This is a genomic window from Ruegeria sp. BHSA118 (assembly GCF_059613405.1).
In genome coordinates, this window is the sequence record NZ_JBXWSM010000016.1 from 24,617 (window position 1) to 49,632 (window position 25,016).

General features: G+C 58.2%; 27 protein-coding genes and 1 tRNA gene. 20 read left to right on the top strand and 8 right to left on the bottom strand.

Translation table 11 applies throughout. From position 1 onward, the window contains the following. Window positions 1-97: 97 nt before the first annotated feature. From AC2FNN_RS07105 to AC2FNN_RS07115, 3 genes are all read left to right on the top strand, one after another. Window positions 98-2,386 (top strand): glycosyl hydrolase family 28-related protein, encoded by a 2,289-nt coding sequence (locus tag AC2FNN_RS07105; protein WP_496757533.1) that lies wholly within the window; start codon window positions 98-100, stop codon window positions 2,384-2,386. Window positions 2,387-2,529: 143 nt separating this feature from the next. Beyond that, window positions 2,530-2,856, top strand: coding sequence for an antibiotic biosynthesis monooxygenase family protein (locus AC2FNN_RS07110; RefSeq protein ID WP_152459145.1), 327 nt, complete (start codon window positions 2,530-2,532; stop codon window positions 2,854-2,856). 65 nt (window positions 2,857-2,921) lie between these two features. Continuing rightward, window positions 2,922-3,329, top strand: a complete 408-nt coding sequence (locus AC2FNN_RS07115) for a universal stress protein (RefSeq protein WP_496757534.1) — start codon at window positions 2,922-2,924, stop codon at window positions 3,327-3,329. A 3-nt stretch (window positions 3,330-3,332) separates the two neighbouring features. On the opposite strand, the gene AC2FNN_RS07120 is transcribed toward AC2FNN_RS07115, so the two are convergent. Further along, entirely contained in the window at window positions 3,333-3,815 is a 483-nt protein-coding gene (locus AC2FNN_RS07120) for a HugZ family pyridoxamine 5'-phosphate oxidase (RefSeq protein WP_496757536.1), read from the bottom strand. A gap of 143 nt (window positions 3,816-3,958) precedes the next feature. On the opposite strand from AC2FNN_RS07120, the gene AC2FNN_RS07125 reads away from it, so the two are divergent. Then, window positions 3,959-4,381, top strand: a complete 423-nt coding sequence (locus tag AC2FNN_RS07125) for an excalibur calcium-binding domain-containing protein (RefSeq protein WP_496757538.1) — start codon at window positions 3,959-3,961, stop codon at window positions 4,379-4,381. Between the two features lie 157 nt (window positions 4,382-4,538). Then, a complete protein-coding gene (locus AC2FNN_RS07130) occupies window positions 4,539-4,772 on the top strand; it encodes a TFIIB-type zinc ribbon-containing protein (protein WP_496757539.1) in 234 nt (77 codons plus the stop codon). Window positions 4,773-4,777: 5 nt separating this feature from the next. Here the strand turns inward: AC2FNN_RS07130 and AC2FNN_RS07135 are convergent, their stop codons facing one another. Then, window positions 4,778-5,206 (bottom strand): hypothetical protein, encoded by a 429-nt coding sequence (locus AC2FNN_RS07135; RefSeq protein WP_496757541.1) that lies wholly within the window; start codon window positions 5,204-5,206, stop codon window positions 4,778-4,780. Between the two features lie 43 nt (window positions 5,207-5,249). After that, window positions 5,250-5,957 (bottom strand): ORF6N domain-containing protein, encoded by a 708-nt coding sequence (locus tag AC2FNN_RS07140; RefSeq protein ID WP_496757543.1) that lies wholly within the window; start codon window positions 5,955-5,957, stop codon window positions 5,250-5,252. 182 nt (window positions 5,958-6,139) lie between these two features. On the opposite strand from AC2FNN_RS07140, the gene AC2FNN_RS07145 reads away from it, so the two are divergent. Next, window positions 6,140-6,871: a hypothetical protein gene (locus AC2FNN_RS07145; RefSeq protein WP_496757544.1), complete on the top strand. Its 732-nt coding sequence runs from the start codon at window positions 6,140-6,142 to the stop codon at window positions 6,869-6,871. Between the two features lie 33 nt (window positions 6,872-6,904). Here AC2FNN_RS07145 and uvrB read toward each other — a convergent pair whose 3' ends face one another. Beyond that, a complete protein-coding gene (gene uvrB / locus AC2FNN_RS07150) occupies window positions 6,905-9,091 on the bottom strand; it encodes an excinuclease ABC subunit UvrB (RefSeq protein WP_496757546.1) in 2,187 nt (728 codons plus the stop codon). A gap of 14 nt (window positions 9,092-9,105) precedes the next feature. Next, the gene (locus tag AC2FNN_RS07155) at window positions 9,106-9,363 is read right to left on the bottom strand and encodes a hypothetical protein (protein WP_496757547.1); all 258 of its coding nucleotides are present in this window, start codon (window positions 9,361-9,363) and stop codon (window positions 9,106-9,108) included. A gap of 156 nt (window positions 9,364-9,519) precedes the next feature. Here AC2FNN_RS07155 and AC2FNN_RS07160 point away from each other — a divergent pair, with 156 nt between their 5' ends. The 13 genes from AC2FNN_RS07160 to AC2FNN_RS07220 all read left to right on the top strand — a co-directional run bounded on the left by AC2FNN_RS07160 (window position 9,520) and on the right by AC2FNN_RS07220 (window position 21,071). Then, window positions 9,520-9,831 (top strand): ETC complex I subunit, encoded by a 312-nt coding sequence (locus AC2FNN_RS07160; protein WP_152459136.1) that lies wholly within the window; start codon window positions 9,520-9,522, stop codon window positions 9,829-9,831. Next, a complete protein-coding gene (locus tag AC2FNN_RS07165) occupies window positions 9,832-10,308 on the top strand; it encodes a GNAT family N-acetyltransferase (protein WP_496757549.1) in 477 nt (158 codons plus the stop codon). Window positions 10,309-10,329: 21 nt separating this feature from the next. After that, a tRNA-Arg gene (locus AC2FNN_RS07170) sits at window positions 10,330-10,406 on the top strand. A 381-nt stretch (window positions 10,407-10,787) separates the two neighbouring features. After that, the gene (gene iolG, locus AC2FNN_RS07175) at window positions 10,788-11,801 is read left to right on the top strand and encodes an inositol 2-dehydrogenase (RefSeq protein ID WP_496757551.1); all 1,014 of its coding nucleotides are present in this window, start codon (window positions 10,788-10,790) and stop codon (window positions 11,799-11,801) included. A 124-nt stretch (window positions 11,802-11,925) separates the two neighbouring features. Next, window positions 11,926-12,846: a sugar ABC transporter substrate-binding protein gene (locus tag AC2FNN_RS07180; RefSeq protein WP_496757553.1), complete on the top strand. Its 921-nt coding sequence runs from the start codon at window positions 11,926-11,928 to the stop codon at window positions 12,844-12,846. Window positions 12,847-12,915: 69 nt separating this feature from the next. Beyond that, window positions 12,916-14,022, top strand: coding sequence for an ABC transporter permease (locus AC2FNN_RS07185; RefSeq protein ID WP_496757555.1), 1,107 nt, complete (start codon window positions 12,916-12,918; stop codon window positions 14,020-14,022). A 1-nt stretch (window position 14,023) separates the two neighbouring features. Further along, complete coding sequence (locus AC2FNN_RS07190) at window positions 14,024-14,845, top strand: ATP-binding cassette domain-containing protein (RefSeq protein ID WP_496757556.1); 822 nt, start codon at window positions 14,024-14,026, stop codon at window positions 14,843-14,845. Window positions 14,846-14,996: 151 nt separating this feature from the next. Further along, window positions 14,997-16,829, top strand: coding sequence for a 3D-(3,5/4)-trihydroxycyclohexane-1,2-dione acylhydrolase (decyclizing) (gene iolD, locus AC2FNN_RS07195; RefSeq protein ID WP_496757558.1), 1,833 nt, complete (start codon window positions 14,997-14,999; stop codon window positions 16,827-16,829). Further along, window positions 16,826-17,725 carry a myo-inosose-2 dehydratase gene (gene iolE / locus AC2FNN_RS07200; RefSeq protein WP_496757559.1) on the top strand — a complete coding sequence of 300 codons (900 nt, stop codon included), beginning with the start codon at window positions 16,826-16,828 and terminating at the stop codon, window positions 17,723-17,725. The genes iolD and iolE overlap by 4 nt, the downstream gene beginning before the upstream one ends. A gap of 47 nt (window positions 17,726-17,772) precedes the next feature. Continuing rightward, window positions 17,773-18,954: a phytanoyl-CoA dioxygenase family protein gene (locus AC2FNN_RS07205; RefSeq protein ID WP_496757561.1), complete on the top strand. Its 1,182-nt coding sequence runs from the start codon at window positions 17,773-17,775 to the stop codon at window positions 18,952-18,954. A 48-nt stretch (window positions 18,955-19,002) separates the two neighbouring features. After that, window positions 19,003-19,809, top strand: coding sequence for a 5-deoxy-glucuronate isomerase (gene iolB, locus AC2FNN_RS07210; RefSeq protein WP_496757563.1), 807 nt, complete (start codon window positions 19,003-19,005; stop codon window positions 19,807-19,809). Next, window positions 19,806-20,564, top strand: a complete 759-nt coding sequence (locus AC2FNN_RS07215; protein WP_496757565.1) for an SDR family NAD(P)-dependent oxidoreductase — start codon at window positions 19,806-19,808, stop codon at window positions 20,562-20,564. The genes iolB and AC2FNN_RS07215 overlap by 4 nt, the downstream gene beginning before the upstream one ends. Before the next feature lie 90 nt (window positions 20,565-20,654). Next, window positions 20,655-21,071, top strand: a complete 417-nt coding sequence (locus AC2FNN_RS07220; protein WP_496757566.1) for a VOC family protein — start codon at window positions 20,655-20,657, stop codon at window positions 21,069-21,071. A gap of 42 nt (window positions 21,072-21,113) precedes the next feature. On the opposite strand, the gene AC2FNN_RS07225 is transcribed toward AC2FNN_RS07220, so the two are convergent. From AC2FNN_RS07225 to iolC, 3 genes are read right to left on the bottom strand one after another with little or no spacing between them, the layout of a single operon-like run. Beyond that, the gene (locus AC2FNN_RS07225) at window positions 21,114-21,953 is read right to left on the bottom strand and encodes a class II fructose-bisphosphate aldolase (protein WP_496757568.1); all 840 of its coding nucleotides are present in this window, start codon (window positions 21,951-21,953) and stop codon (window positions 21,114-21,116) included. Beyond that, complete coding sequence (locus AC2FNN_RS07230) at window positions 21,950-22,786, bottom strand: 5-deoxy-glucuronate isomerase (RefSeq protein WP_496757570.1); 837 nt, start codon at window positions 22,784-22,786, stop codon at window positions 21,950-21,952. Before AC2FNN_RS07230 ends, AC2FNN_RS07225 begins: the two co-directional genes overlap by 4 nt. Window positions 22,787-22,795: 9 nt before the next feature. Continuing rightward, on the bottom strand, window positions 22,796-23,764 hold the full coding sequence (gene iolC / locus AC2FNN_RS07235) for a 5-dehydro-2-deoxygluconokinase (protein ID WP_496757608.1): 969 nt from the start codon (window positions 23,762-23,764) through the stop codon (window positions 22,796-22,798). Window positions 23,765-23,888: 124 nt separating this feature from the next. Here iolC and AC2FNN_RS07240 point away from each other — a divergent pair, with 124 nt between their 5' ends. Further along, on the top strand, window positions 23,889-24,992 hold the full coding sequence (locus AC2FNN_RS07240) for a Gfo/Idh/MocA family protein (RefSeq protein WP_496757571.1): 1,104 nt from the start codon (window positions 23,889-23,891) through the stop codon (window positions 24,990-24,992). Window positions 24,993-25,016: the final 24 nt, after the last annotated feature.

Consider the following 25,016-nt stretch of genomic DNA (forward strand, 5'->3'; position numbering starts at 1 on the left):
CTTTTCGATATCCAGACTGTCGCGTTCGGGGTGGACCTGAACACGGGGTTTGGACGCGTCGCCAGATTGGTGCGGCGCGATTTAGAAAGGGTTTTCAATGAACAAGGCAATCACTGACGGCATCGTCTTCATGCCGCCTCAATTCGCGAATGGCCTGACCGTTTGGTCTGCGGGGGACGGAACGCCCGGCTCGCCCACATATGGTGGATCTGGCACGGGGGTTTTCGTACCTGCGGATGCCGATTTTGGTGGCTGTCTGGAGATCCTGAAAGTCCAAACCACCCAACAGCTTCGATACATGGGCCAGACGCCGATTTTGCCCGGTTGCTATTTGCAGATCAAAGCGCGGGTCAAGGCGATCAGCGGTCCTTTGCCGTCGGTGCGCATAGCGGCCTGGGCCGGGGGCGCAGGTGACACGCATGTGGCAGGTGTCGTGGAGCAGGGGCCTGCAACACAGCTGTCGGGCTATGGAAGCGTGCATGAAATAACGGCGATTGTCGGAACCGGCAAGCGCCCCGGCGTGGACATGGCTTGGGGGTTGGCCGCCCTGTATGGCCATTTCGGTCTGGATATTGAGGGCGCGAATGGGGCGCTGGTTCGCGTCGACGACCTGGAGATCACGGATGTCACCGGTGTCTTCCTGCGTGAGATGATCAGTGTCGTGGATGTACGCGACTACGGGGCCATCGGCGACGGTGTGACGGACGATTCGGCTGCGTTTGAAGCGGCCGATCAGGCGGCGGGTGGCCGTCGGGTTTACGTTCCGCAAGGGACTTATCATCTGGCCGAAAACACCAGTATGACGTCCGAGATGGACTTTGAAGGCACAGTCACCATGCCGGATGACAAGATGTTGTTGCTGACAAAGGATTTCCATCTGCCGGCTTACATTTCGGCTTTCGGAGACGAAGAACTGGCGTTCAAAAAAGCGTTTCAGGCCCTTCTGAACAATTCGGATCATGACTCGCTGGATTTGGGTGGTCGCAAGATTTCCGTCACCGCGCCGATCGATATGGCCGCAGCGGTTCCCAACAAGCAAAGTGGTTTTTCAACCCGTCGCGTGATCCGGAATGGTCAGTTTGATGTCAAAAGCAGTTCGGCGTGGGATACGGAAACGTTCACCTCGACTGCGACCTATGATCCGTCGGACAAAACGCGTCTGACCAATGTCGCGAATGTCGCCAACATTCCTGTTGGGTCCTACGTTGCCGGCAGCGGAGTCGGGCGCGAAATCTATGTACGGTCAAAGAATGTCGGTGCGGGTGAGATCACACTGAGCGCGCCTCTTGTGGGGGCTTCGGGGACCCAGTCTTTCACATTCTATTCACTCAAGTACCTGCTGGATTTCAGCGGCTTCAGCACGCTTCGGAAATTCGGCATGGAACAGATCGAATTTCAGTGCAACAGCCGATGCAGCGGAATTCGTTTGGCGGCCTCCGGCAGTACGTTTTCGTTGAGCGACTGTTTTATCAGCCGCCCGAAAAACCGGGGGATCACATCGACTGGAACGGGGTGCAAGGGCATGCTGATCGACAATTGCCAGTTCCTGTCAGCAGAAGAATCCATTGTCGTAACGGACCGGCATTCCATTGCGTTGAATACCAATTCTAACGATGTGAAGTTGCGCCACAACCGAGCGGTGCGTTTCAGACATTTCGCCGTTCTGGGCGGTGACAACAACATGATCCTGGGCAACCATGTCTTTCAGGGCGATAGCATCCCGCAAGGTGTGCGTACGGCCGGTTTGATCATGGTCGGCACCTACAACAGTTCCACTATCGCCGAGAATTATGTCGACAACTGTTTCGTCGAATGGACGAATGAACGCGACCCGTCGCCGACCTACACGAGTGGCTTTTCGTTCAGTGCGATGAGCATCACGGACAACATCTTTTATTCCAGTCAGGCCCCGTCCTGGTTCAGTTTCATCGTCATTCGTCCCTATGGGCCCGGGCATTTTCTCAATGGCCTGGTCGTGACCGGCAACAAGTTTCGTGCCACGAGCGGTGAAATCTTTCGAGCGGATCGGGTGGATACAAGCTTCGCCGACTTGAACAAAGACAGGCACTCGAACGTGACCTTCCAGAACAATACGTATCATGGCGTAACAAGGAAATCCGCAAACCCGTTGAGGGTTCGTTATACGCAGAACTCGGTGTCCAATCTTTGGCCTGTTTCGGCAAACGGGCAGTTGCCTTTCGACGGCAAAGCAAGAAGCTGCGATGGGGTTGCGACGATCGGTGTGCTTTCGGGGGTGTTCAACAATCACGTCTTCAGCGCGCCTCATGTTGAGGTCGAACAGGGGGCGACAGGCGACAGTTTTCTGTTGCGTTGGCCAGAGCATGTGAAGGGTACGGCCTCGGTTCTGATGCGCATGGAACGTTAGAAAGCTGTCTGGCCACCCCGAAACGGGTGGCCATTTCACTCTGATCTGGCCGTAAATGACTGACCCGGTTTGCAAGGCCGGCAGGAAATAGGCGACGTTTCATTTTGATGTGTTAGGCTTGGGACAGAAAGTGGAGAATCCCGATGCTGAAAATCGCCAAAAACGCCAGTGTTCAAACAGTTATCACGACCTTTGAAATGACGCCCGGCACCTGTCAGGACCTTCTGGAAGCTCTGACGGATGCCTATGCCGAGTTCATTTCCAAGCAACCAGGTTTTGTTTCCGCCGGGCTGCACGTCAATGACGCGCAAACCCGAATAGCAAACTATTCGCAATGGGAACGCCGCGAAGATTTTCTTGCCATGCTGCGCACGCCTGAAATGCGCGATCGCAACCGCAAGATCAACGAACTCTGCAAAAGCTTTGAGCCGGTCATGTATGACGTCGCCGAGACATTCGGCAGTTCCTGACCTGAATCAAAGCCTGGAATTCATTTCTGTTTCAAAGTGAGCCTGCAAAAATGGAGGCTCACATCATGTATCACAACATTCTGGTCCCCATCTCGTTCGATCCCGAAAGAGATACATCCGGGCCTTTGAAGCTGGCCCAGATTCTGGCCACGCCAGACGTGCAGGTGACCTTGTTGCATGTGGTCGAGCATATTCCCAACTATGCAATCTCGTACATGCCGTCCGAATACCTGACAGAGGCGCGCAAGGCGATTCAGGCAGAACTGGATGAACTGGCATCGCAGCTGCCGAATGCAAAGGGTTTGGTGATCGAAGGACATTCCGGCCGGACCATTCTGGATTGGGCCGAGGCGAACAAACCCGATCTGATCATAATTGCGTCCCACCGGCCGGGGATGCAGGACCTGCTGTTGGGCTCAACCGCATCTCATGTCGTTCGTCATGCGGGATGCGCCGTACATGTGGTCCGCTGATGGCTAGAAATCCTGTGCGGTAAGGCGATAGGCCATGCCAAATCCGGCGTTCAAAAGGCCGTCTTTGATTGCGAACCGGACCAGCCCGAAATCGGCGAAATCGACATAGAGTTTCGCTTTGGGCCGCCGCACCAGGTACCGGTCGCGCAAGTCACCATAACCTGCCATATCCCGGTGAACTGGCTGAGAGATCACGTGCAATGTCAGGCGAGGATGGGTCAGCGGGTCGCCCTTGTCTGCGGGCTCTCCGATCAGAAGGGCGCAGTTGGGGCAAGTGCTCAGCGCGCGCGTATGCTCCGCAAGGGTTGAAATCAGTGAAACAGGGCAACCTGCTTCATCCGTGGCCAGCGCGATCCGCGAGACAGACGGTAACCCAGTGTCAGGGCGCAGAAAGGCCAGTGCAGCAAATTTGGCCTGAAAGAGAAGGTTCTGTGCTTGCGAGCGCGCCGATGCGTCGGGCGTCTGATAAGGATCGGATTGGGTCACTATATCGGTTTGGCAGCAAAAAATCGGGCGGATGATGGTTCCCTGTCACCTTAAGTGTCTGCAATGGATTGTACCATTTGTTTTACCTCAGTCGATATGGGATTGCCTCGGCTTTGCCACAAATCGACGTTACAGATCAGACAATGCTGTTCAAGAAACCCTCGCAGAATACACCTGATCCGAAGCCGCAGCCGTCCAGACGACACCGGCGCGCAGAGGCGACGCGCAGGCATGCGCTGTCTCCGGTACGCATTCTGGTCATGGTTCTGTTGTTGCCGCTGACCACCGTGCTGATCGCCACGGGTGTTTTTCTGCGCCTGTCTGAATTTGAGCGGGAAGAGGCGGTGATTCACCTGATCGCATTGGCAGGTTGTGATGCAACCCAGTCGCTGGGGGTGGGGCCGTTTTACGAGGGGCAGGCGGGTTATCACAAGCGCAATGACCCGGATGGCGACGGGGTCGCCTGTGGCGCTGCCAGCGTGCCGCGGTCAACTGCGCCGCCAGTTCACGACAGTCCCGAACCGCAACAGCGGTCTCTTGGAACGGCCAAGTTCGTGCGCCCCTGACGGTTGTAATTGCGATGTCCAGAAAATCTGCTCGGGCCAGGGCCGGTTGCCTGTGTCATCCAGCTTGACCCAAGCGAACGGGCGTCCTGTCACAGAGGGATGGCAATGCAGCGGATCGATCCCATCTCATACTGATGGCAAAACTGGATATCGTATGATGCAATGCCCGATTGACGGAACTCAACTGGTCATCGCGGACCGAAACGGGGTCGAATTCGACTATTGCCCGCAATGCCTAGGTGTCTGGTTGGATCGGGGCGAACTGGACAAGATCATCGATCGGTCGACGGCGTATTCTTCGCCACAATCCGGCTATGATGACCGGGCGGATCACGGTTATCGCAAGAAAAAGAAACGTGGCGGTTTTCTGGAAGATCTGTTCGATTTCTGACCCGGTCAGGACAGCTGAGCCCCGGCACAATCGCGGAAAATGCGAACCTGGGGCGCCGCACCGTCCAAGGGAAATTCGGTCACCCTGTCCTGCGTAAACGCATAGGCGGTCAGGTTGTATTCCAGCCCGTCCAGCACGTTTCCAAAGCCGGTATCAGTGACTGTCAGAGACGACGAACCGTCAGACAGGACATGATGCGGAGTGGCGATTTCGATGGGGTTCGGCCCCTCGAACCGCATTGCGAACCATGGAGTATTGGTCCAACCTTCGGTCTTGCGGGTAACGGACAGGGTATAGAGCGGTTTTGCCGGGTCATAGGTCAGGAATATCTCTGCCGTGTCCGTCACGTGTGACAGGGTGCAGATCTGGCCCACCGTTGCTTCCCACGCGGTGGCGGGTGTGCCGAGGGTCAGTGATAACAGGACAACGCGCATGGGGCGGAGTCTAGCGGCCGAAAGGTCGGGGGCAAGGGCTGCCTCAGCCTTTCATCGCATTCAGCAGCTCCAGCAACCCCTTGCGGTCGTCATCATCGGCATAATCGCCCGCGGCCAACCGTTCAGCGATGCGCAGGCGCAGACGCTCGTGCTGGGTGCGCACCTCTTCGCCGGCGGTTTCGGCCAGGGTTTTCATGATCACCGCCACCGCCTGCTGGCGCTTGGTGGTGGGGTTGGCGATGTAATCGACAAGGCTCTGCTGACCGGAATCGAGGATGTTTTCGGCCAGATCGCGCAACTGCTCGCCATTGGGCAATAGCGGGGCGGGGGTGCCCTCGGGCGGCAGGATCTCGGGCGCGCTGCGCGGGGTTTCGGCCAATGCGTTTGCGCCGTCGACGAAGGCTTCGGTGATCATGCGGGTGATCTTGATCGCGCGCGGGTCCTTGAACAGGGTCGAGGCGATGGCCACGCCGTAATCGGTATAGACCCACGGGTTGACCCGCCGCCCGCCGCGACCCTTGGGCTTTGAAATCACATTCTGTGATATCAAATCGGCCACCTCGGCATCGGTCAGCTGAAAGCGGTAGCCCTCGAACAGGTCCTTGTTGCGCGAGACGGCCTGATTGAAGGCGCTGACGGATTTTCCGTAGAACCGTGCCAGATCCTCGGCCAGCACCACGCGTGTGTCGCGCACCCGGTGAATGGCGCGTTCGACCTCATGCGTGGAGGGCAGGGTGTTGGGGTTCGTCATGGTAACCGTTTGGAATCACAATTTGTGATTTCAAACGTGGAGGAGAGGGCGCTGGGCTGCAAGAGTGGAATATGAACAGGTATAAGCGCGACTGTGACGGTATGGTGATTTCATCAGACGCACGATTGTCCTTGAATTCTAGATCTATCTATATTATCTAGAACTTAGATTGGAGATTCTAGATGAAAGAAATCCAAGTATCAATCGACGTCTTTGCCTTGATCTGGTCGTTGCGAATTTGCGGCGAAGAAAACGAAGACGATATTCTCAGAAGGGTTTTGAGTCGGGAGAATAACAAATCACCAGAGTCAACGCAGCAAAAGTCTAATGATAGACACGGTTTGGTTGATCGTCGATTTGGAGTGCAGTTCAGCGAAGGCTTCCAGATACACAGAACGTATCTGGGAACAGAGTACCAAGCAATCGTCGTTGGCGGGCAGTGGCAGATTTCCGGATTAAATGGCAGATATTCAACGCTAAATGAGTTAAGCCGCGCGATTGGAACAAAAACTGAAAACGCATGGGTCAATTGGTTTTTTATTGATGCGTCCGGTCAACGCCAACCTGTTTCGGTTCTTCGAGACCCAAATACTGTCACCACTAGAAACCAAAAAAAAGCGAACCCTCAAAGGAGTAATGATGACATGATGGAGGCCGATGCAAGATGGTGTGACGATGTTAGGTCAGCCTTAAATGAATTGGGTGGCAGGGCGCACCTGTCGAAGATTTACGAGAAAGTGGAAGAAATCAGACAAGGTGCAGGTAGATCTACGCCTAAGAGTCTAGAGGAAGTGGTTCGGAAAGAACTGGAAATGCGATCATCTGACTCGGAAGTTTATGACGCAGTGCGAGGAGAGGATTGGTTTTGCTTGCCTGAGGGCAAAGGAGTGGGAATTTGGGCCTTAAGAAGCTAGTTCCCAGTCGCTGGTAGCTTTCAACCGTCTGAGTTACCGCTTCCGCCTCTTCACATTCCCGCCCCTCTGCCCCGGCCGACCAGCCGTCGACCGACCACGCGATTTCACTGCGTCTTCCGAGGCTTTCTCGACCGCCCATTGGCGTGCCATGGGGTCGTCGGCGACGGCGAGGTCGACCGCTTCCAGACGTTTGATCTCATCCCGGATGTTGGCGGCCTCTTCGAATTCTAGGTTCTCAGCAGCTTTGCGCATCTGGTCGCGCAACCCGTCCAGATGGGCCTCCAAATTCGCCCCGTGCATTGGTTTGTCGATGGTGGCGGTGACGCGGTTCATGTCGACGTCGCCTTCGTAGAGACCGGCCAGAACGTCCTCGACATTCTTCTTCACCGTCTCCGGCGTGATGCCATGTTCCTCGTTATAGGCGAGCTGCTTGGCGCGGCGGCGGTTGGTTTCGCCCAAGGCGCGCTCCATCGAACCAGTGATCTTGTCGGCATACATGATCACTCGGCCATCAGCGTTGCGCGCGGCGCGGCCGATGGTCTGGATCAGAGAGGTCTCGGACCGCAGGAAGCCCTCTTTATCCGCGTCCAGAATGGCGACCAGACCGCATTCTGGAATGTCGAGTCCTTCGCGCAGCAGGTTGATGCCGACCAGCACGTCGAACGCGCCCAGACGCAGGTCGCGCAGAATCTCGATGCGTTCCAGCGTGTCGATATCCGAGTGCATGTAGCGGACTTTTATTCCCTGTTCGTGCAGGTATTCGGTCAGATCCTCGGCCATGCGTTTAGTGAGCGTCGTGACCAGCGTGCGGTAGCCATCGGCGGCGACTTTGCGGACCTCGTCCAGCAGGTCGTCTACCTGCATCGACACGGGGCGGATTTCAACCTCGGGGTCCAGCAGGCCGGTGGGGCGGATCACCTGTTCGGTGAAGACGCCGCCGGTCTGTTCGATCTCCCACTTCGCCGGGGTGGCCGAGACAAAGACGGATTGCGGGCGCATGGCGTCCCATTCCTCGAACTTGAGGGGGCGGTTGTCCATGCAGGACGGCAGGCGGAACCCGTGTTCGGCCAGTGTGAACTTGCGCCGATAGTCGCCACGGTACATGCCGCCGATTTGTGGCACGCTAACATGGGATTCGTCGGCGAAGACAATGGCGTTGTCGGGGATGAATTCGAACAGGGTTGGGGGTGGTTCACCCGGAGCGCGGCCCGTGAGGTAGCGCGAATAGTTCTCGATCCCGTTGCAGACGCCGGTGGCTTCGAGCATTTCCAGATCGAAATTAGTGCGCTGTTCCAGACGTTGCGCTTCCAGCAGTTTGCCTTCGCCCACCAGTTGGTCGAGCCGGATGCGGAGTTCCTTTTTGATCCCAATGATGGCCTGCTGCATCGTCGGTTTCGGCGTCACGTAGTGCGAGTTCGCGTAGACGCGCACATGCTCCATCGTCGCGGCGCGTTCGCCTGTCAGGGGGTCGAATTCGGTGATCTGTTCCAGTTCCTCGCCGAAGAACGACAGCTTCCACGCGCGGTCCTCAAGGTGGGCGGGCCAGATTTCTAGGCTGTCGCCGCGCACCCGGAAGGACCCGCGCTGAAACGCCTGATCGTTGCGGCGGTATTGCTGGGCGACCAGATCAGCCATCACCTGCCGCTGGTCATATTCGTGACCCACCTTCAGGTCCTGTGTCATCGCGCCGTAGGTCTCGACCGAACCGATACCGTAGATGCATGAGACCGAAGCGACGATGATCACATCGTCCCGCTCCAACAGCGCCCGGGTGGCCGAGTGGCGCATCCGGTCGATCTGTTCGTTGATCTGCGATTCTTTCTCGATGTAAGTGTCCGAGCGCGGCACATAGGCCTCGGGCTGGTAGTAATCGTAATAGGACACGAAATACTCGACCGAGTTCTCAGGGAAGAAGCCCTTGAACTCACCATACAGCTGCGCCGCCAGCGTCTTGTTAGGGGCGAGGATGATCGCCGGGCGTTGGGTTTCCTCGATCACCTTGGCCATGGTGAAGGTCTTACCGGTGCCGGTTGCCCCTAGCAAAACCTGATCACGCTCGCCGTCCAGAACACCTCCGGCCAGTTCTTTGATCGCCGTGGGCTGATCACCAGCGGGGGCGAACTCGGTGTGCATTACGAACTGTTTGCCGCCCTCGAGTTTCAGGCGGGCCCGAACATCTTCGGTTGTCATTTGGGTCTTGTCGGAATGGGCGTATGGCATGGGCAGGCTCCGGATCAGGCCCTTACATTTGTTCTTATTTTGTCCAACTGCAAGGGTTGATCCGGTACAAATCCCCCAGTTTCGATACTGGGCAGATACGCATCCGGATTGTGATCCGAACCAACCTTACCGGCCAACGCAGCAAGCTCGCTGATGAGAGCCTTCGCCATCATCGGTTTGACGGTAATCAAGGCATGGGCTTCGGTCGAGGGTATCGCCCGGATGTTCCCGGGGTTTGCGTCGATGCCCAGAGTGCATTCACGATGGACCATCTGTTTATCCTTCGGCTGATTTTCGAAGATCATAGTTGGCCCTGATGACAGTTTCTGTCATTGGTTTGCTTCGACAATCCGCGACAATTGTTGTCTTGTCCCGGGCTGCGCTCTGACGCATAAACAGGTCCAGCCAAGTGAGTACGGAGAGGCGACATGCGCGCACGGATTTACCAGCCTGCAAGGAATGCGATGACTTCAGGGATGGCCAAGACCCGCAAGTGGGTTCTGGAATATGCCCCGGCTTCGGCACGTGAGGTTGATCCGCTGATGGGCTGGACGTCATCCAACGACACGCAAACCCAGATACGCCTGAAATTCGACACCAAGAAAGAGGCGATGGATTATGCCAGGGACAATGGTATCGATGCGCAGGTCAGCGAGCCGCATAAGCGCAAACCCAACCTGCGCGCACGCGGTTACGGAGAAAACTTCGCCACCGACCGCCGTGGGCCCTGGACTCACTGAATGATCGAAATTCGCGAGGCCGACCCGACCTCGGATGTGTTGCGTCCGATTGTCGAAGCTCATTTCGCCCACAGCGAAGCGGCCGGTCCTGCGGAAAGCAACCATACGATGAGCACAGAATCACTGGCCGGACCGGGTATTCGATTCTGTGCGATTTACGACGATCAGCAGGCTTTGGGCTGCGGCGCCTTGAAGTTGTTGCCCGATGGTACGGCCGAGGTGAAGTCGGTGCATATCCTCGCACAGGAACGGGGGCGCGGACTGGCGCGTGTCATGATGGCTCATCTGGCCGAACTGGCGCGCGCAGAAGGCGTCGAAGCTTTGGTTTTGGAAACCGGGGCAGAGCATCTTCCAGAATATGATGCCGCCCGCAAGCTCTACGAAGCGTTGGGTTATTCCTATTGCGGACCGATCTTTGGCTACAGTGACGATCCGAACAGCGCATTCATGCGCTTGGCTCTTGAACCCCGCTCGTAAAAACCGCAAGAAGGGTGCAGCGGTCCCTTAGCTCAACTGGATAGAGCAGCTGACTTCTAATCAGCAGGTTGAGGGTTCGAGTCCTTCAGGGATCGCCATTCTCGAATTTCGATTTCGATGAACACGTCAGGCCGCTATGCGGGCTGTTTCTTCGCGGTTGTTGGGTAAGGTATGAAGGGCTGGACGAGGGGGTCATGCCAGCCCTTCTAAGGGGTCACAGAGTGGTAGTGTGTGTTCCTTAACCAAACATTAACCTGATTCACCATGTTCCGAAATTGGGGGATTCCCGTAGGACGGCCAATGCGCGGATTTCAGCGTGTGGGTTTCAGCCGGCGGATCGGGATCCGGGACCATATCGTGAATTCTCCAGAGTGATTTGGGGCCTGGGCGGTAAAAGTGCCAAGGTTGCGAAAAAAATATTGCAACCGGTTGCAAATAGAATCATTGTTGCGCGCAACAACAAGATTCGGGAGATCTGTATGTTGAAGGTCGGATTGTTGGGTGCCGGGCGCATCGGGCGTGTTCATGCGCAGGCGATTGCATCGCATCCGGGCAGCAAGCTCATTGCTGTTTCCGATGCCTTGCCCGAGGCCTCGGCCAGCCTTGCCAGCGATCATGGGGCCGAAGCGCGCAGTTCCGAAGAGATCATTGCGGATCCGGAAATCGGCGCGGTTCTGATTGCAACTCCAACAGATACGCATTCTGACCTGATTGAAGCAGCGACAGGCGCAGGAAAAGCCGTTCTGTGCGAAAAGCCTGTTGATCTGGACCTGAAACGCGCCTCGGATTGTCTGAATACCGTCTCGGAACGCGGCAAGCCGGTCATGATAGGGTTCAATCGGCGATTTGATCCCAATTTTGCGACCTTGAAGGCGGGGTTGGATGCGGGTGAGATCGGCAAGGCAGAGCTCTTGTCGATCACATCGTTTGACCCGGCGCCACCACCGGTCAGCTACGTAAAGGTGTCTGGTGGTTTGTTTCGGGACATGATGATCCATGATTTTGACATGGCGAACTTCCTGATGGGGGACGTTCCCGAAACAATCTCGGCGGTTGGGTCCTCGCTTGTGGATGCTGAAATTGGTGCCGCAGGGGATGTGGATACAGCAGCCGTTACAATGACTTACGCGGATGGCCGCATCGCGGTCATCAAGAATTCGCGGCGCGCGGCCTATGGTTATGACCAGCGGGTCGAATTGCTGGGGTCCGAGGGGTTGCTACAGGCTCACAACATGCTGGAAAACACTGTCGTAAAGTCAACGGCGGACGGCGTCGTGGGTGCCAAGCCGACCTATTTTTTCCTGGAACGCTACATGCCTGCATACCGCGTGGAATGGGCCGCATTTGTTGACGCTGTTGAAAGTGGATCCGAAGTTCCTGTCACGCTGAAGGACGGTGTTGCAGCGCTGGCGATGGCCGAGGCCGCAACCCTGTCAGCGCAGACGGGAAAGCCCGTTCGGATGGAAGAGATTTTGAAACCGGTTGCAAAATGATCGAAATTCTTCAAACTAACATCAGCTCGGCCCAGCGCCGCAGCCACTGAGATTCGGCACAGCCGGATGATCGGGGCCGGTACCCCGACAGAAGATCAGACTGAACCATTGGGAGGAAACTGAAATGAAGAAATTCGTTAAAGGCGCGCTTGCTGCGGGGGCACTGGCCTTGGCCACACCTGCATTTGCGCAGGAAATCGTGGTCGTGTCGCATGGCCAGGCCAATGACGCATTCTGGAACGTCGTGAAAAACGGTGTTGAGCAGGCCGGAAAAGATGTTGGTGTGAACGTGGAATATCGTGCACCTGAAACCTTTGACATGGTTGCCATGTCGCAGCTGATCGACGCAGCCGTGAACCAGGAACCCGATGGCCTGATTGTCTCGATCCCGGATGCCGATGCGCTTGGCCCCTCGATCGAACGTGCGGTTGCCGCCGGTATCCCGGTGATCTCGATCAACTCGGGTGCGGAAGTGGCCAAGGAACTGGGCGCTCTGCTGCATGTGGGTCAGGACGAATATGATGCGGGCAAGGCGGCTGGTGAAAAGCTGGCTTCGATGGGTGGAACCAATGCGATCTGTGTCAACCACGAGGTCGGCAACGTGTCACTTGACCTGCGCTGTGAAGGCTTCACTGAAGGGTTTGGCGGTAAAGTAACCGTTCTGCCGACCTCGAACGATCCGTCTGAGATCGAGTCCAAGGTTTCTGCGGCACTGGCCGCTGACGAAAGCGTCGATACCGTTATGGCTCTGGGCGCAAGCTCGGCCGGTGAGCCTTCGGTCGCTGCGGCCAAAGCCTCGGGGCGGGATGTGAATGTTGCCTCGTTCGACCTGTCGGCCAACTTCCTCCAATCAATCGTGGATGGTGACGCGGCCTTTGCCATCGACCAGCAGCAGTATCTTCAGGGCTACCTGTCGGTGAACTTCATGGGTCTGCACGCCAAATACGGCCTGATGCCGGGCGGCGACGTGCCTTCGGGCCCGAACCTGATCACTCAGGACAAGGCCGCACAGGTCATCGAACTGTCCGCGCAGGGTATCCGCTGATTTCGGCGCGATCCGACAAACAACAGGATCGGCGCTAACGCGCCGGTCTCACCGAATTGGGAGGAAACCATGAGTGAATCAGCGCCCGTCCTGTCGGACGAAAGGGTCAAGAAAGAACCGTTCCTGACCAAACTGATGAAAAGACCCGAGTTGGGTGCCATTGCAGGTGCGGTTCTGGTATTCGTGTTCTTTGCGATCACCGCAGATGAATCGATGTTCACTCTGGCCGGTGTCATGAACTTCATGACCCCTGCGGCACAGTTGGGTATCCTGGCGATCGGTGCAGCACTGCTGATGATTGGTGGAGAGTTCGATCTGTCGATCGGATCGATGGTCGCGTTCTCGGGGCTGTTTTTCGGCGTTTGCGTCGTGACCTGGCAATTGCCGCTGATCTTTGCCATCCCAATGACATTCATATTTGCGGCCTGTGTCGGTGCGGTCAACGGCAATATCGTGATCCGTTCGGGCCTGCCTTCGTTCATTGTAACGCTGGCGTTTTTGTTCATCCTTCGTGGCCTGTCACTGGTGGGTCTGAAAATGGCGACAGGCGGTTCAACCCAGTTGCGCGGCGTGCGCGACGCGGTCGAAAACGACTGGCTGGCTCCCTTCTTTTCGGGCGAAGCATTCGGCAGTCTGTTCGCATGGCTGGCCGCCAACGGCATGATCGATACATTCAAAAGCGGCGCGCCCAAGGTCCCGGGTATTCCGGTCGAAATCCTGTGGTTCATTGTCATTACACTGGCGGCAACCTACGTGCTGCTGCGCACCCCGGTGGGGAACTGGATTTTCGCCTCGGGTGGTGACAGCACGGCTGCATCCAATTCGGGTGTTCCGGTGAACCGTGTCAAGGTTTCACTGTTCATGCTGACGGCCTGCTGTGCCGCCCTTGTGGCGATCATTACCGTCATGGACGCGGGCTCGACCGATGCGCGGCGGGGGTTCCAGAAAGAATTCGAGGCGATCATCGCCGCGGTTATCGGCGGCTGTCTGCTGACCGGCGGATATGGCTCGGCCATCGGGGCGTTCTTCGGCTCGATCATCTTTGGAATGGTTGTCATCGGACTGACCTATACCGACTTTGATCAGGATTGGTTCCAGGTCTTCCTGGGTGCCATGCTGTTGATTGCCGTTCTGTTCAACAACGCGATCCGCAAGCGCGTAACCGGGGAGCGCTGATATGACCGAGGACACCAAGTTCCACCATGGCGATGCCGTCGACGATCAGGCGCCCATCGTTCAGATGAAAGACATCGAAAAGCACTTTGGCAATATCATCGCACTTGCTGGCGTCAGCTTTGACGTCAAGCCCGGGGAATGTCATTGCCTGCTGGGCGACAACGGCGCGGGCAAGTCCACCTTCATCAAGACCATGTCCGGGGTGCACAAACCCACCAAGGGCGAGATTTTGTTCGAAGGTCAGCCGCTGCATTTCGACACGCCGCGCGATGCAATGGAAGCGGGCATCGCGACCGTGTTTCAGGATCTTGCGATGATCCCGCTGATGAGCGTGACGCGCAATTTTTTCATGGGGCGCGAACCCACCAAGGGCAAAGGATTGCTCAAGCGGTTCGATGTGGATCATGCAAACGACGTCTGCATGGAAGAGATGCGCAAGATGGGCATCAATCTGCGCGCACCGGATCAGGCGGTTGGCACATTGTCCGGCGGCGAACGTCAGACGGTGGCCATCGCGCGGGCGGTGTATTTCGGCGCCAAGATCCTGATCCTGGACGAACCGACCTCGGCGCTTGGCGTGCGTCAGACGTCGAATGTTCTTGCCACGATCGATCGGGTGCGCAGCCAGGGTGTCGGCGTGGTTTTCATCAGCCACAACGTGCGCCATGCGCTGGCGGTGGGCGATCGTTTTACTGTACTGAACCGCGGCAAAACCCTGGGTACTGCCAAACGCGGTGAAATCACACCCGAAGAGTTGCAGGACCTGATGGCCGGCGGTCAGGAAATGGCCGAGCTTGAGGGATCGCTGGGCGGCACGGTTTAAAGTACAGAATTTGGATGCCCCAATGGGGCATCCATCGGGCGGTGGCACGTGACGCCACTCTGTTTTCAAGCTTTGATACAAAAGCTGGCACCTTCGCAAATGAGAAAACCCGCAGGCCGCCAAAGGCGGGGCTGAGTTGAAAGGGATCATGATGAGCAAGACAGTCCGACTGACCGCGGCGCAAGCTTTGGTGCGCTATCTGGGCGCGCAGATGAACGAGGCTGGAGAGCCCTTTATCGCAGGTGTCTGGGCGATTTTCGGCCATGGCAATGTGGCCGGTCTGGGCGAGGCGCTGCACGGTGTGAAAGACAGCCTGCCCACCTATCGCGGTCATAATGAACAAACGATGGCACATTGTGCGATTGCCTATGCCAAGCAGTTGGGGCGCAGGCGGGCGATGGCGGTCACTTCGTCCATCGGGCCGGGGGCCACCAACATGGTTACCGCTGCCGCGCTGGCCCATGTCAACCGCCTGCCGGTTTTGTTGCTGCCCGGTGACGTGTTCGCCACGCGTGGCCCTGACCCGGTCTTGCAGCAACCCGAAGTGTTCTCGGACGGAACTATTAGTGCGAATGACTGTTTCAGACCGGTCAGCCGCTATTTCGACCGCATCACCCGGCCGGAGCACCTGTTGACGGCTCTGCCGCGTGCCTTCCGCACGATGACGGACCCGGCGGATTGCGGCCCGGCGACGCTGGCCTTTTGTCAGGACGTGCAGGCCGAGGCCTATGACTATCCCGAAAGCTTCTTTGAACCACGCGTCTGGTATCAGCGCCGCATTCGCCCGGATGAGGGTGAACTGGCCCGTGCCGTTGCCGCGATCAAGGCCGCCAAGCGTCCCGTTATCGTTGCAGGCGGGGGTGTGCATTATTCGGACGCAACCGCCGCGTTGCAGCGCTTTGCCGAAGCACACAATGTCCCGGTGGCCGAGACACAGGCGGGCAAGTCCGCATTGCCCTGGGATCACCCGCTCAACCTTGGTCCCGTTGGTGTGACCGGGGGCGAACCCGCCAATGACATCTGCGCAAAGGCGGATCTTGTGCTGGGCGTCGGCACCCGGTTTCAGGACTTCACCACCGGGTCATGGGGCTTGTTCGCGAACCCCGAGAGCGAGTTGATCAGCTTGAACACCGCCGCCTATGACGCGGCAAAGCACGGCGCGATGCCGCTGCAGGCTGACGCCCGCGTTGGGCTGGGTGACCTGAGCGGTGCGTTGGGCGGTTACCGCGCGCCTGATATGCCCGCGACGCTGAAGTCGGAGTGGTTTGCCAAGGTCGACGCGTTGACCGACGCGCCAGCGGACAGCAATGCGCTGCCCACGGATATGCAGGTGATTGGCGCCGTGCAGCGGGCGGCCAATGAAAACACCGTTGCCATGTGTGCCGCGGGCACAATGCCGGGTGAGCTGCACAAGCTGTGGAAGGCACCGCGCCCCGGTGCTTATCATATGGAATATGGCTTCAGCTGCATGGGGTATGAGATCGCCGGTGCCATGGGCATCAAGATGGCCCAGCCCGACCGCGACGTGATCTGCTTTACCGGCGACGGTACTTACATGATGGCGAATTCCGAAATGGCGACGGCGGCGATGATGGGGATTTCGTTCACCGTTGTGGTCACCGACAATCGCGGCTTTGGCTGCATCAACCGTTTGCAGATGGGAACCGGCGGGGCCGAGTTTAACAACCTGCTGGATCACGCAATTGGCGGCGAAAATTCGGTGATCGACTTTGCCAAACATGCCGAAGCAATGGGGGCGACCGCGGTCAAGGTCAGCTCGATCGCCGAGCTTGAGGAGGCACTGGCCGAACGCGCCGAGGTCAGAGGCCCTTATGTGGTGGTGATCGACACCGATCCTTATCCTTCGACCGAATATGGCGGAACGTGGTGGGAAGTGGCGGTGCCCGAGGTCAGCATCCGCCCGGAAGTTAATGAAAAACGTGCGGCCTATGAGGTCGCCATCAAGGAAAGAAACACCAAATGAGCATGAAGATCGGTATCTCTCCGATTGCCTGGCAGAATGATGATCTGCCGGACCTGACCGCAGCCTACACGATGGAGCAGGCGCTGAAAGAAGCGCGCGAGATCGGCTATACCGGTGTTGAACGGGGTCAGCGGATGCCGGGCGACACCGAAGGGTTGCGCGCCTATCTGGAGGCCAATGACATCGCGTTGTGTGGCGGCTGGTGCTCGGGTAGTACTCTGGTCAATGACCTGGACGCCGAAATCGCTGTCGTGCGTGAACAGGTCGAACAATTTGTTGCGCTGAACAGCCCCTGCATCGTTTACGCCGAGTGTTCCAATACCGTCCAGGGGCAGATCGGAACGCCGGTCAATGACCGCCCGAAGCTGTCCAAAGACGATGTGTTGGCCTATGCGGGCAAACTGACCGAGCTTGCCAAATGGATGGCAGATCAGGGTATGCCGATGGCCTATCACCATCACATGGGCACGATCATCGAAAGCGAAGAGGATGTGAACTGGTTGATGGAGGGTTCCGGCCCCGAATTGAGCTTGTGCTTCGATACGGGCCATCTGCTGTTTGGTGGCGGCGACGTGATGGCCACACTGAACCGTTGGGGCGACCGTGTGCACCATGTCCACTTCAAGGATATCCGCCCGGACATCGTGCGGGACACGCGCGAGAACAATCGCAGCTTTCTGGATGCGGTGATCGCCGGCGCGTTCACCGTGCCGGGTGATGGGTGCATCGACTTTCAGGCCGTAGCCAACGCGTTGAAAGCAATGGATTACAGCGGCTGGATCGTGGTCGAGGCCGAGCAGGACCCCGCCAAGGCGCCGCCCTATGAGTACTCCAAATTGGGCTATGACCACATCGTCGAGGTTTGCGGCAAGGCAGGGTTGGAGATCACCGTTTAATCACCGCCCCTCGGGGCAACACCGAAGCCATGAAAGAGGAGTTTGTCATGGTACATCAAGAACTTGGATACGTCGGTTATTTTGACCGGGAATCCTGCGATCTGGATGAGTTCAAGGTGTTGACCTCGCAATACCTGACAACCGGTGCGGTGCCTCATGCCGCATCGGTGCAAAAGAACGTTCCGATCTATGATATGCACGCCCTGCGCCCGGCGCTGGAGAATGCGGATCAAAGAAAAGCACTGCTGGCAGAATGGGCAGGCGTGTTGGACAAATCTGCGGGTGTGATCGTTCTAAAAGGCGCATTTGCGGATACGTCCGTGATCGACCGGGCGACCGCTGTGTTCCATCAGATCATCGAGGAAGAACGTCAGGGCGGGGCCGGGGAAGGTGACCACTTCGCGGCCTCGGGCGCGAATGACCGGATATGGAACGCATTGCAGAAACAGTGCTTGCGCGATCCCGAGGGCTTTGCGCTCTATTTCGGGAATGTGGCCATTGCAGCGGCTTGCGAGGCGTGGCTGGGGCCGAACTATCAAATGACCGCGCAAATCAATCAGGTGCGCCCCGGCGGCAAGGCACAGCAGGCGCATCGGGATTATCATCTGGGCTTTCAAACCGCCGACAGCGCGGCCAGATATCCGGCACAGGCTCATCTGGTGACGGCCTCGCTGACCCTGCAAGGGGCGGTTGCGCATTGTGACATGCCGGTGGAAAGCGGGCCGACCAAGTTGTTGCCGTTCTCGCAGCTCTACCCGCCGGGCTATCTGGCGTTCCACGATGAGGCACACCGGGCGCATTTCGAAGGCAGCTGCATCCAGTTGCCATTGGAAAAGGGTGACGCGGTGTTCTTCAATCCGGCGCTGTTCCATGCGGCGGGCGCGAACAGCAGCACCGACATCAATCGCATGGCAAACCTGCTGCAAATCTCATCTGCCTTCGGGCGCGCGATGGAGTCGGTGGACCGACGGGCGATGTCTGTGGCGGTGTTCCCGTCTCTGATCGCCTTGAAACAGCGCGGGACGCTGGAGTTAGCGCAGGTGGAGGCCGCGATAGCGGCCACGGCCGAGGGCTATCCCTTCCCGACCAATCTGGACACGGACCCCCCGGTCGGGGGCAATGCGCCGGAAAGCCAGGCGGATATTCTGCGTCGCGCGGTTGCGCAAGGATGGACCGAGGCGCAGCTGGCCAAGTCCCTATCGGCCCGGAACCAAAGGCAAGCTGCCTGAATTCAACACAGGCGGGCACACGTGGCCCGCCCAAGAAGGAGAACAAGAATGGCAGACCTGCTGAAGAAACCGATCGGAACCCGCGGCAAGGTACATGACATCACTCCGTCATGTGCTGGATGGGAATATGTGGGCTTTGGGCTTTATCATCTAAAGGCCGGGGATCGCGCAAACGAAGTGAACGCGGATCGTGAAGTCATTCTGGTGATGGTCGAAGGTAAGGCACGGATCACCGGGGCCGGGCAGGATTGGGGCGTTCTGGGTGACCGGATGAGTGTTTTCGAAAAAACACCGCCGCATTGCCTGTACCTGCCCAACGGAACCGAGTGGGAAGCTGTCGCCGAGACCGATTGCGTTTTGGCCGTCTGCTCAGCGCCGGGCAAGGGCGGGCATCCGGCGCGTCGGATTGGCCCTGATGGGATAACCCTGACCGAACGCGGCAAGGGTGTGAATACGCGATACATCAACAATATCGCGATGGAGGCCGAGGATTACGCCGACAGCCTGCTGGTGACCGAGGTATTCACGCCCAATGGGCACTGGTCGTCCTATCCCAGCCACCGTCACGACGAGGATGACTATCCCCGTATCACCTATCTGGAAGAGACCTATTATCACCGCCTCAACCCGTCGAACGGATTTGGAATTCAACGGGTCTATACCGATGATGGCCAGTTGGATGAGACGATGGCCGTATCCGATGGCGACGTCGTGACCGTCCCGCGCGGCCATCACCCTTGCGGCGCACCCTATGGGTTCGAGATGTACTATCTGAACGTCATGGCCGGACCTCTGCGGAAATGGCGGTTCGTGCCAGCCCCCGAGGTCGAATGGATCATGGAGCGTGACGGATGAGCCATACTTTCGCCAATTACCCAAGCCTTGCAGGGAAGACGGTTTTCATCACCGGCGGGGCCGGGGGAATTGGCGCGGAAACCGTTCGGGCCTTTGCCGAACAGGGGGCAAAGGTTGGGTTTTTGGACCTCAACGCCGATGCCGGGCTTGCTTTGCTTTCCGAGCTGGACGGAGAGCATGTCTTTGCGCAATGCGACCTGCGCGATATCCAAGCGATGCGGGCCGCGCTGGAGCAACTGGTCGAGGAACTGGACGAGGCGGATGTGCTGGTCAACAACGCCGCCCAGGATGACCGCCATGATTGGCGCGAAGTTACGCCTGAATATTGGGATGAGCGGATGGCGACCAATATCCGCCATATGTTCTTTGCCATTCAGGCTGTGGCCCCGGGTATGATCGCCAAGAGCGCAGGTTCGATCGTCAATATCGGATCGAATTCGTGGTGGGAGGCTGGGGCAGGTTTTCCGGCCTATGCCACCGCGAAATCGGCGGTGCACGGCCTGACGCGCACCATGGCGCGCGAATTGGGCGATCACCGCATTCGTGTGAACACGGTTGTGCCGGGCTGGATCATGACCGACCGCCAGAAAGACCTGTGGGTCACGCCCGAGGCGCTGGCCAAACAGGTCGACCGCCAATGCCTGCCCGATCCGATTGAGCCTGTCTATGTCGCGCGCATGGTGCTGTTTCTGGCCTCGGACGACGCCGCCATGTGCAGCGCGGGCAACTTCATGGTCGAGGGTGGCTCGATCTGAGGGCCATGAGGTCCTCCCCGTCCGGAATAGACTTGCACCGATGCACTGGTGCCGGTTGACGGATCGACACCCCGCAAGGAAAGATGCGGCATGATTGCCTATGTCACGGTCGGCGCGGACGACATCGCGCGCGCAAAACGGTTCTATTGCGCCTTTCTGCCGGATCTCGGCTATGCGCTGAAGGAGGGCCCCGAAGGGCTGAGTTTCGCCCTGCCAGTGTCGCCGGACCAGCAGCCGGTTCTGCCGGAGTTCTACGTCAAACCGCCTTTTGACGGGGCGGCTGCCTCGGCCGGGAATGGTGCGATGGTCGCCTTCGAGGCGCGCAATCAGCAGCAGGTGAGCGATCTGCACGCCGCCGCGCTGCGGGCCGGCGGAGCAGACGAGTGCCAGCCGGGCTTTCGCGCCATATACGGGCCGCGTTTCTATGTCGGCTATCTGCGGGACCCACAGGGCAACAAGATTGCGCTGTTTTCCAGCAATCCCAACGAACCGGGGCGCGACGACTAGGACCCGCCAGCGCATTTTGCAAAACGCCTCAGGACGGGGTGATTAGCGCTGCGGCGGTGCTCCGAAGGCGCGGATCACGGTGCGGGTAGCAGCCTCAACCGGGTCATGCGTTTCCTTCAGGATCGTCACCCGGTCGAACCTGTCGGGATCGCGGTTGACGGCCTCGCGCAGCGCATTGCCAAAGGCCATGCGCAGCTCGGTCCCGATGTTGTATTTGCAGATGGAGGTCTCGCGCGCCAGCCGCGCGCGCTGTTCGACCGGCACGCCTGAACCGCCATGGATCACCAGTGGAACCTCGGTCATGGAGTCGATCTGGCGTATGCGGGCCTCGTCCAGACCACCTTCCTTGTTCTGCTGAAGGTGGACGTTTCCGACCGAGATTGCCATCGCGTCCACGCCGCTGTCGCGGGCAAACTTCGCGGCTTCCTCGGGGTCCGTGCCGTTTGAACCCTCACCGCCGGAATAGCCGACGAAGCCGATCTCGCCCTCGCACGAGATCCCGGCGGCATGGGCCATTTCGGCAATCGCGGCGGTTTCATCGATGTTTTGCTGCAGGGGTTTGCGCGACCCGTCGAACATCAGCGAGGTGAACCCGCTGTCGAGCGCGATCTTGCAGTCCTCGAAGGTATAGCCGTGATCCAGATGTGCAACGACCGGAACCGATGCGTATTCGGCCAGATACCGGAACATCTTGCCCAGGATCGGCAGCGGCGTGTGCTCGCGGCAGCTGGGTCCGGCTTGCAGGATCACCGGGGCGTTCTCGGCCTCGGCTGCGGCCACATAGGCGCGCATATCTTCCCAGCCGAGTGTGACCAGCCCGCCTACGGCATAGCCCTGTTCATAAGCGGGTTGCAGGACGTCTTTCAGCGTAGCGAGGGTCATTTGAATTTCGCAATCATGTCTTTGATGCCGGGAATGGTCTCGATCTGATAGGCATGTGTGGGCTGGAAATACTGCACCAGAGAACGCTGGGTCAGGCCGCCGAGGATGGTGAAATAATACATCTCGTACCCCGGCAAAACGCAGCAGGGGTGATAGCCCTTGTCGATGCAAACGGTCGATCCATCCACGATGTGATAGGCGTCGCCCGGCTGGTTATCTTCGCGCTGTAACATCTGAAGGCCCGCGCCCCAGTTGGGCTTGAACCGGAAATTATAGGTCTCATCGTGGCGGGTTTCACCCGGCAGGCGGTTGGTGTCGTGCTTGTGGCTGGGAAAGCCCGACCAGCCGCCCTGACCGACGGTGAACAGCTCGCTCACCAATAGGCGACCGACCTTGTCGTGCTGTTTCTGGCCGAGGATGTGCTTGATTTTGCGGTGGGTCTTGGTGTCGTCGCTGCCGTATTGCACCAGGTCGTGCTCGCGCACGTCGAACGGATCCAGCACCTTGTCATACTTTGCGCCGGCAATAAACACCTCGGTCGCATCAGAAACGCAGACCATCTGTACCTTTGCGCCGACGGGCACATAGACACCTTCGGGCTCGCCATCCCAGACATCTTCACCCCGGTTGCCCAGCCTGGGGAAGGAAACGCCTTCGACATCCACATCAACGCTGCCGGTTGCAGGGACGATGCACGTCTCGTAGCCCGGCACCTGGTATTCGAACGCCTCGCCTTTTTTCAGTTTGACGATGTTGAAATAGTTCAGCGGAACGGTCGGATCACCGGCGTCAACGATGGGCTTGTTCTGATTGTCATAGGGCGCGATATGCATGGGATACTCCTATGTGGTCGGACCGGGGTGAGTGGCGAGGAACGCGTTCAGTTCGGGGGTCGTGGGCATGGCGGGGGCGCAGCCGGGTTTGGAAACGACAATGGATGCGCAGGCAGAACCGCGCATCACCGATTCTTTCAGCGCGTACCCCGCCGCGATCGAAGCCAGAAGCCCTGCCATGAAACTGTCACCGGCCCCGACGGGCTTGATAGCGTCCACTGGGTAAATCCCGGTTTTGATTTCCTGCCCATCCGCCAGCGTCACGGCGCCTTTCTCGCCCATCTTGTAAATGACAACCCGGCCCGGTTTCCTGGCTAGCTCCTGTGCCTTGGCAAAGCCCTTTTCCATGCCGCCGGCCATGAACCCGAACTCTTCATCATTGCCGACAATCAGGTCACTGGCTTCGCCCGCACGGGACAGAACGTCAGCGGCAATTTCTGGCGACGGCCAGCTGTAGGGGCGGTAATCAACATCGAAAATGATCGGAAGACCAGCTTTGCGCGCGTTTTCAAACCCTCGGAACGTGGCGCTGCGCGAGGGTTCGGATGCAAAGACGGTGCCAGCCGAGATCAGGGCCGAGAAGGACGAATAATCAACCCTGTCCACATCCGCGTCAGTAACCTGAAAATCGACCGCACCGTTGCGGTAGATGACATTCTGAAAGTTCTCGGTCCGGCTTTCATACAGGGCCAGAGAGGTGCGATACTCGCCCACCAACACGCGGATATAAGCGGTGTCTACCCCGTAATGTTGCAACCGGTTGAGGCAGAATCGACCAATTGCATCGTCCGAGACGGAGGTGACCAAGGATGCCTGACTGCCCAGCTTGACCAGACCGGCACAGATATTCGCGGACGAACCGCCAAGATCTGCATGGAACGTATCGGCCTCTTCGCTTTTGACACCGATCGGGTCTGCGTAAAGGTCCATACCCGCACGCCCCAGAACGGCAAAGCGGTTTCCTTTGATACCCTCCATCAAAGCGCTCACGTCATATCCTCCGGCAAAGTGGGGTGGGCAAAGTTTGGACCTTGCGTTGAATCGATTCACACGATACTGATTTTGCAACCGGTTGCAAACACAATGTGCGAGGCCATGGCAGATGCCTGAAATCGGAGTGGGAATCGTGGGTGGCGGTTATATGGGCAAGGCCCATTCCGTTGCCATGTTGGCCGTCGGTGCGGTGTTCAACACGGCGTTGCGCCCCCGGCTTGAGGTCATCTGCGCGTCGAGCCCGGACAGTGCCGAACGCTACCGGGCGGCCTATGGATTTCAGCGGGCAACCGATGACTGGCGCATGTTGGTTGAAGACCCCAGGGTCGAGGCAATCGTGATCGCCTCGCCTCAATCGACACATCGTCAGATTGCCGAAGCAGCTTTTGCACTGGGAAAACCGGTTTTGTGTGAGAAACCATTGGGCGCATCGCTTGAAGACAGTCGGGCGATGGTTGCTGCTGCCGAAGCTTCTGGCGCGGTCAACATGGTGGGGTTCAACTATATCCGCACACCCGCCAGCCAATATGCCCGCCAGTTGATTGCCGATGGCGCGATTGGTGACATCACGTGGTTCCGGGGCGAACACACCGAGGATTTCTATGCCGACCCGCACGCCCCTGCCTCCTGGCGTGCGACGGGCATGGCCAATGGCACCATCGGAGATCTTGCCCCGCATATGGTCAACGGTGCATTGGCGCTGGTTGGTCCGATCGCGCAGGTGATGGCGGATGTTGAAACGGTTCACAAAACCCGACCGGGTGGTGAGGTGACAAATGACGACCACGCCCAGATGATGTGCCGTTTTGAAAACGGGGTTATGGGCAACCTGTATTTCAGCCGCGTCGCGACGGGGCGGAAAATGGGCTATGCTTATGAAATATCGGGAACAAAGGGCGCCATCCGGTTCGATCAGGAAGACCAGAACGCGCTGTGGCTGTATAAGCGGGAAGGGCCCGAAGCGTCCCGTGGATTCACAAAAATCCTGACCGGCCCGGCGCATCCGGATTACCAGCCCTTCTGTCAGGGTCCGGGCCACGGAACCGGCTATCAGGACCAGATCATTATCGAGGCCAAAGACTTTCTTCAGGCCATCCACACCGGGAAAGCCACTTGGCCGACCTTTCGCGACGGGCATGAGGTCAACCGCGTGCTTGCTGCCGCCTTGGCTTCGTCAGAGCAGCGGCAGTGGAAAGACATCCGCGATTTCTGATCGCTCAAACAAAAAAGTTCTAAT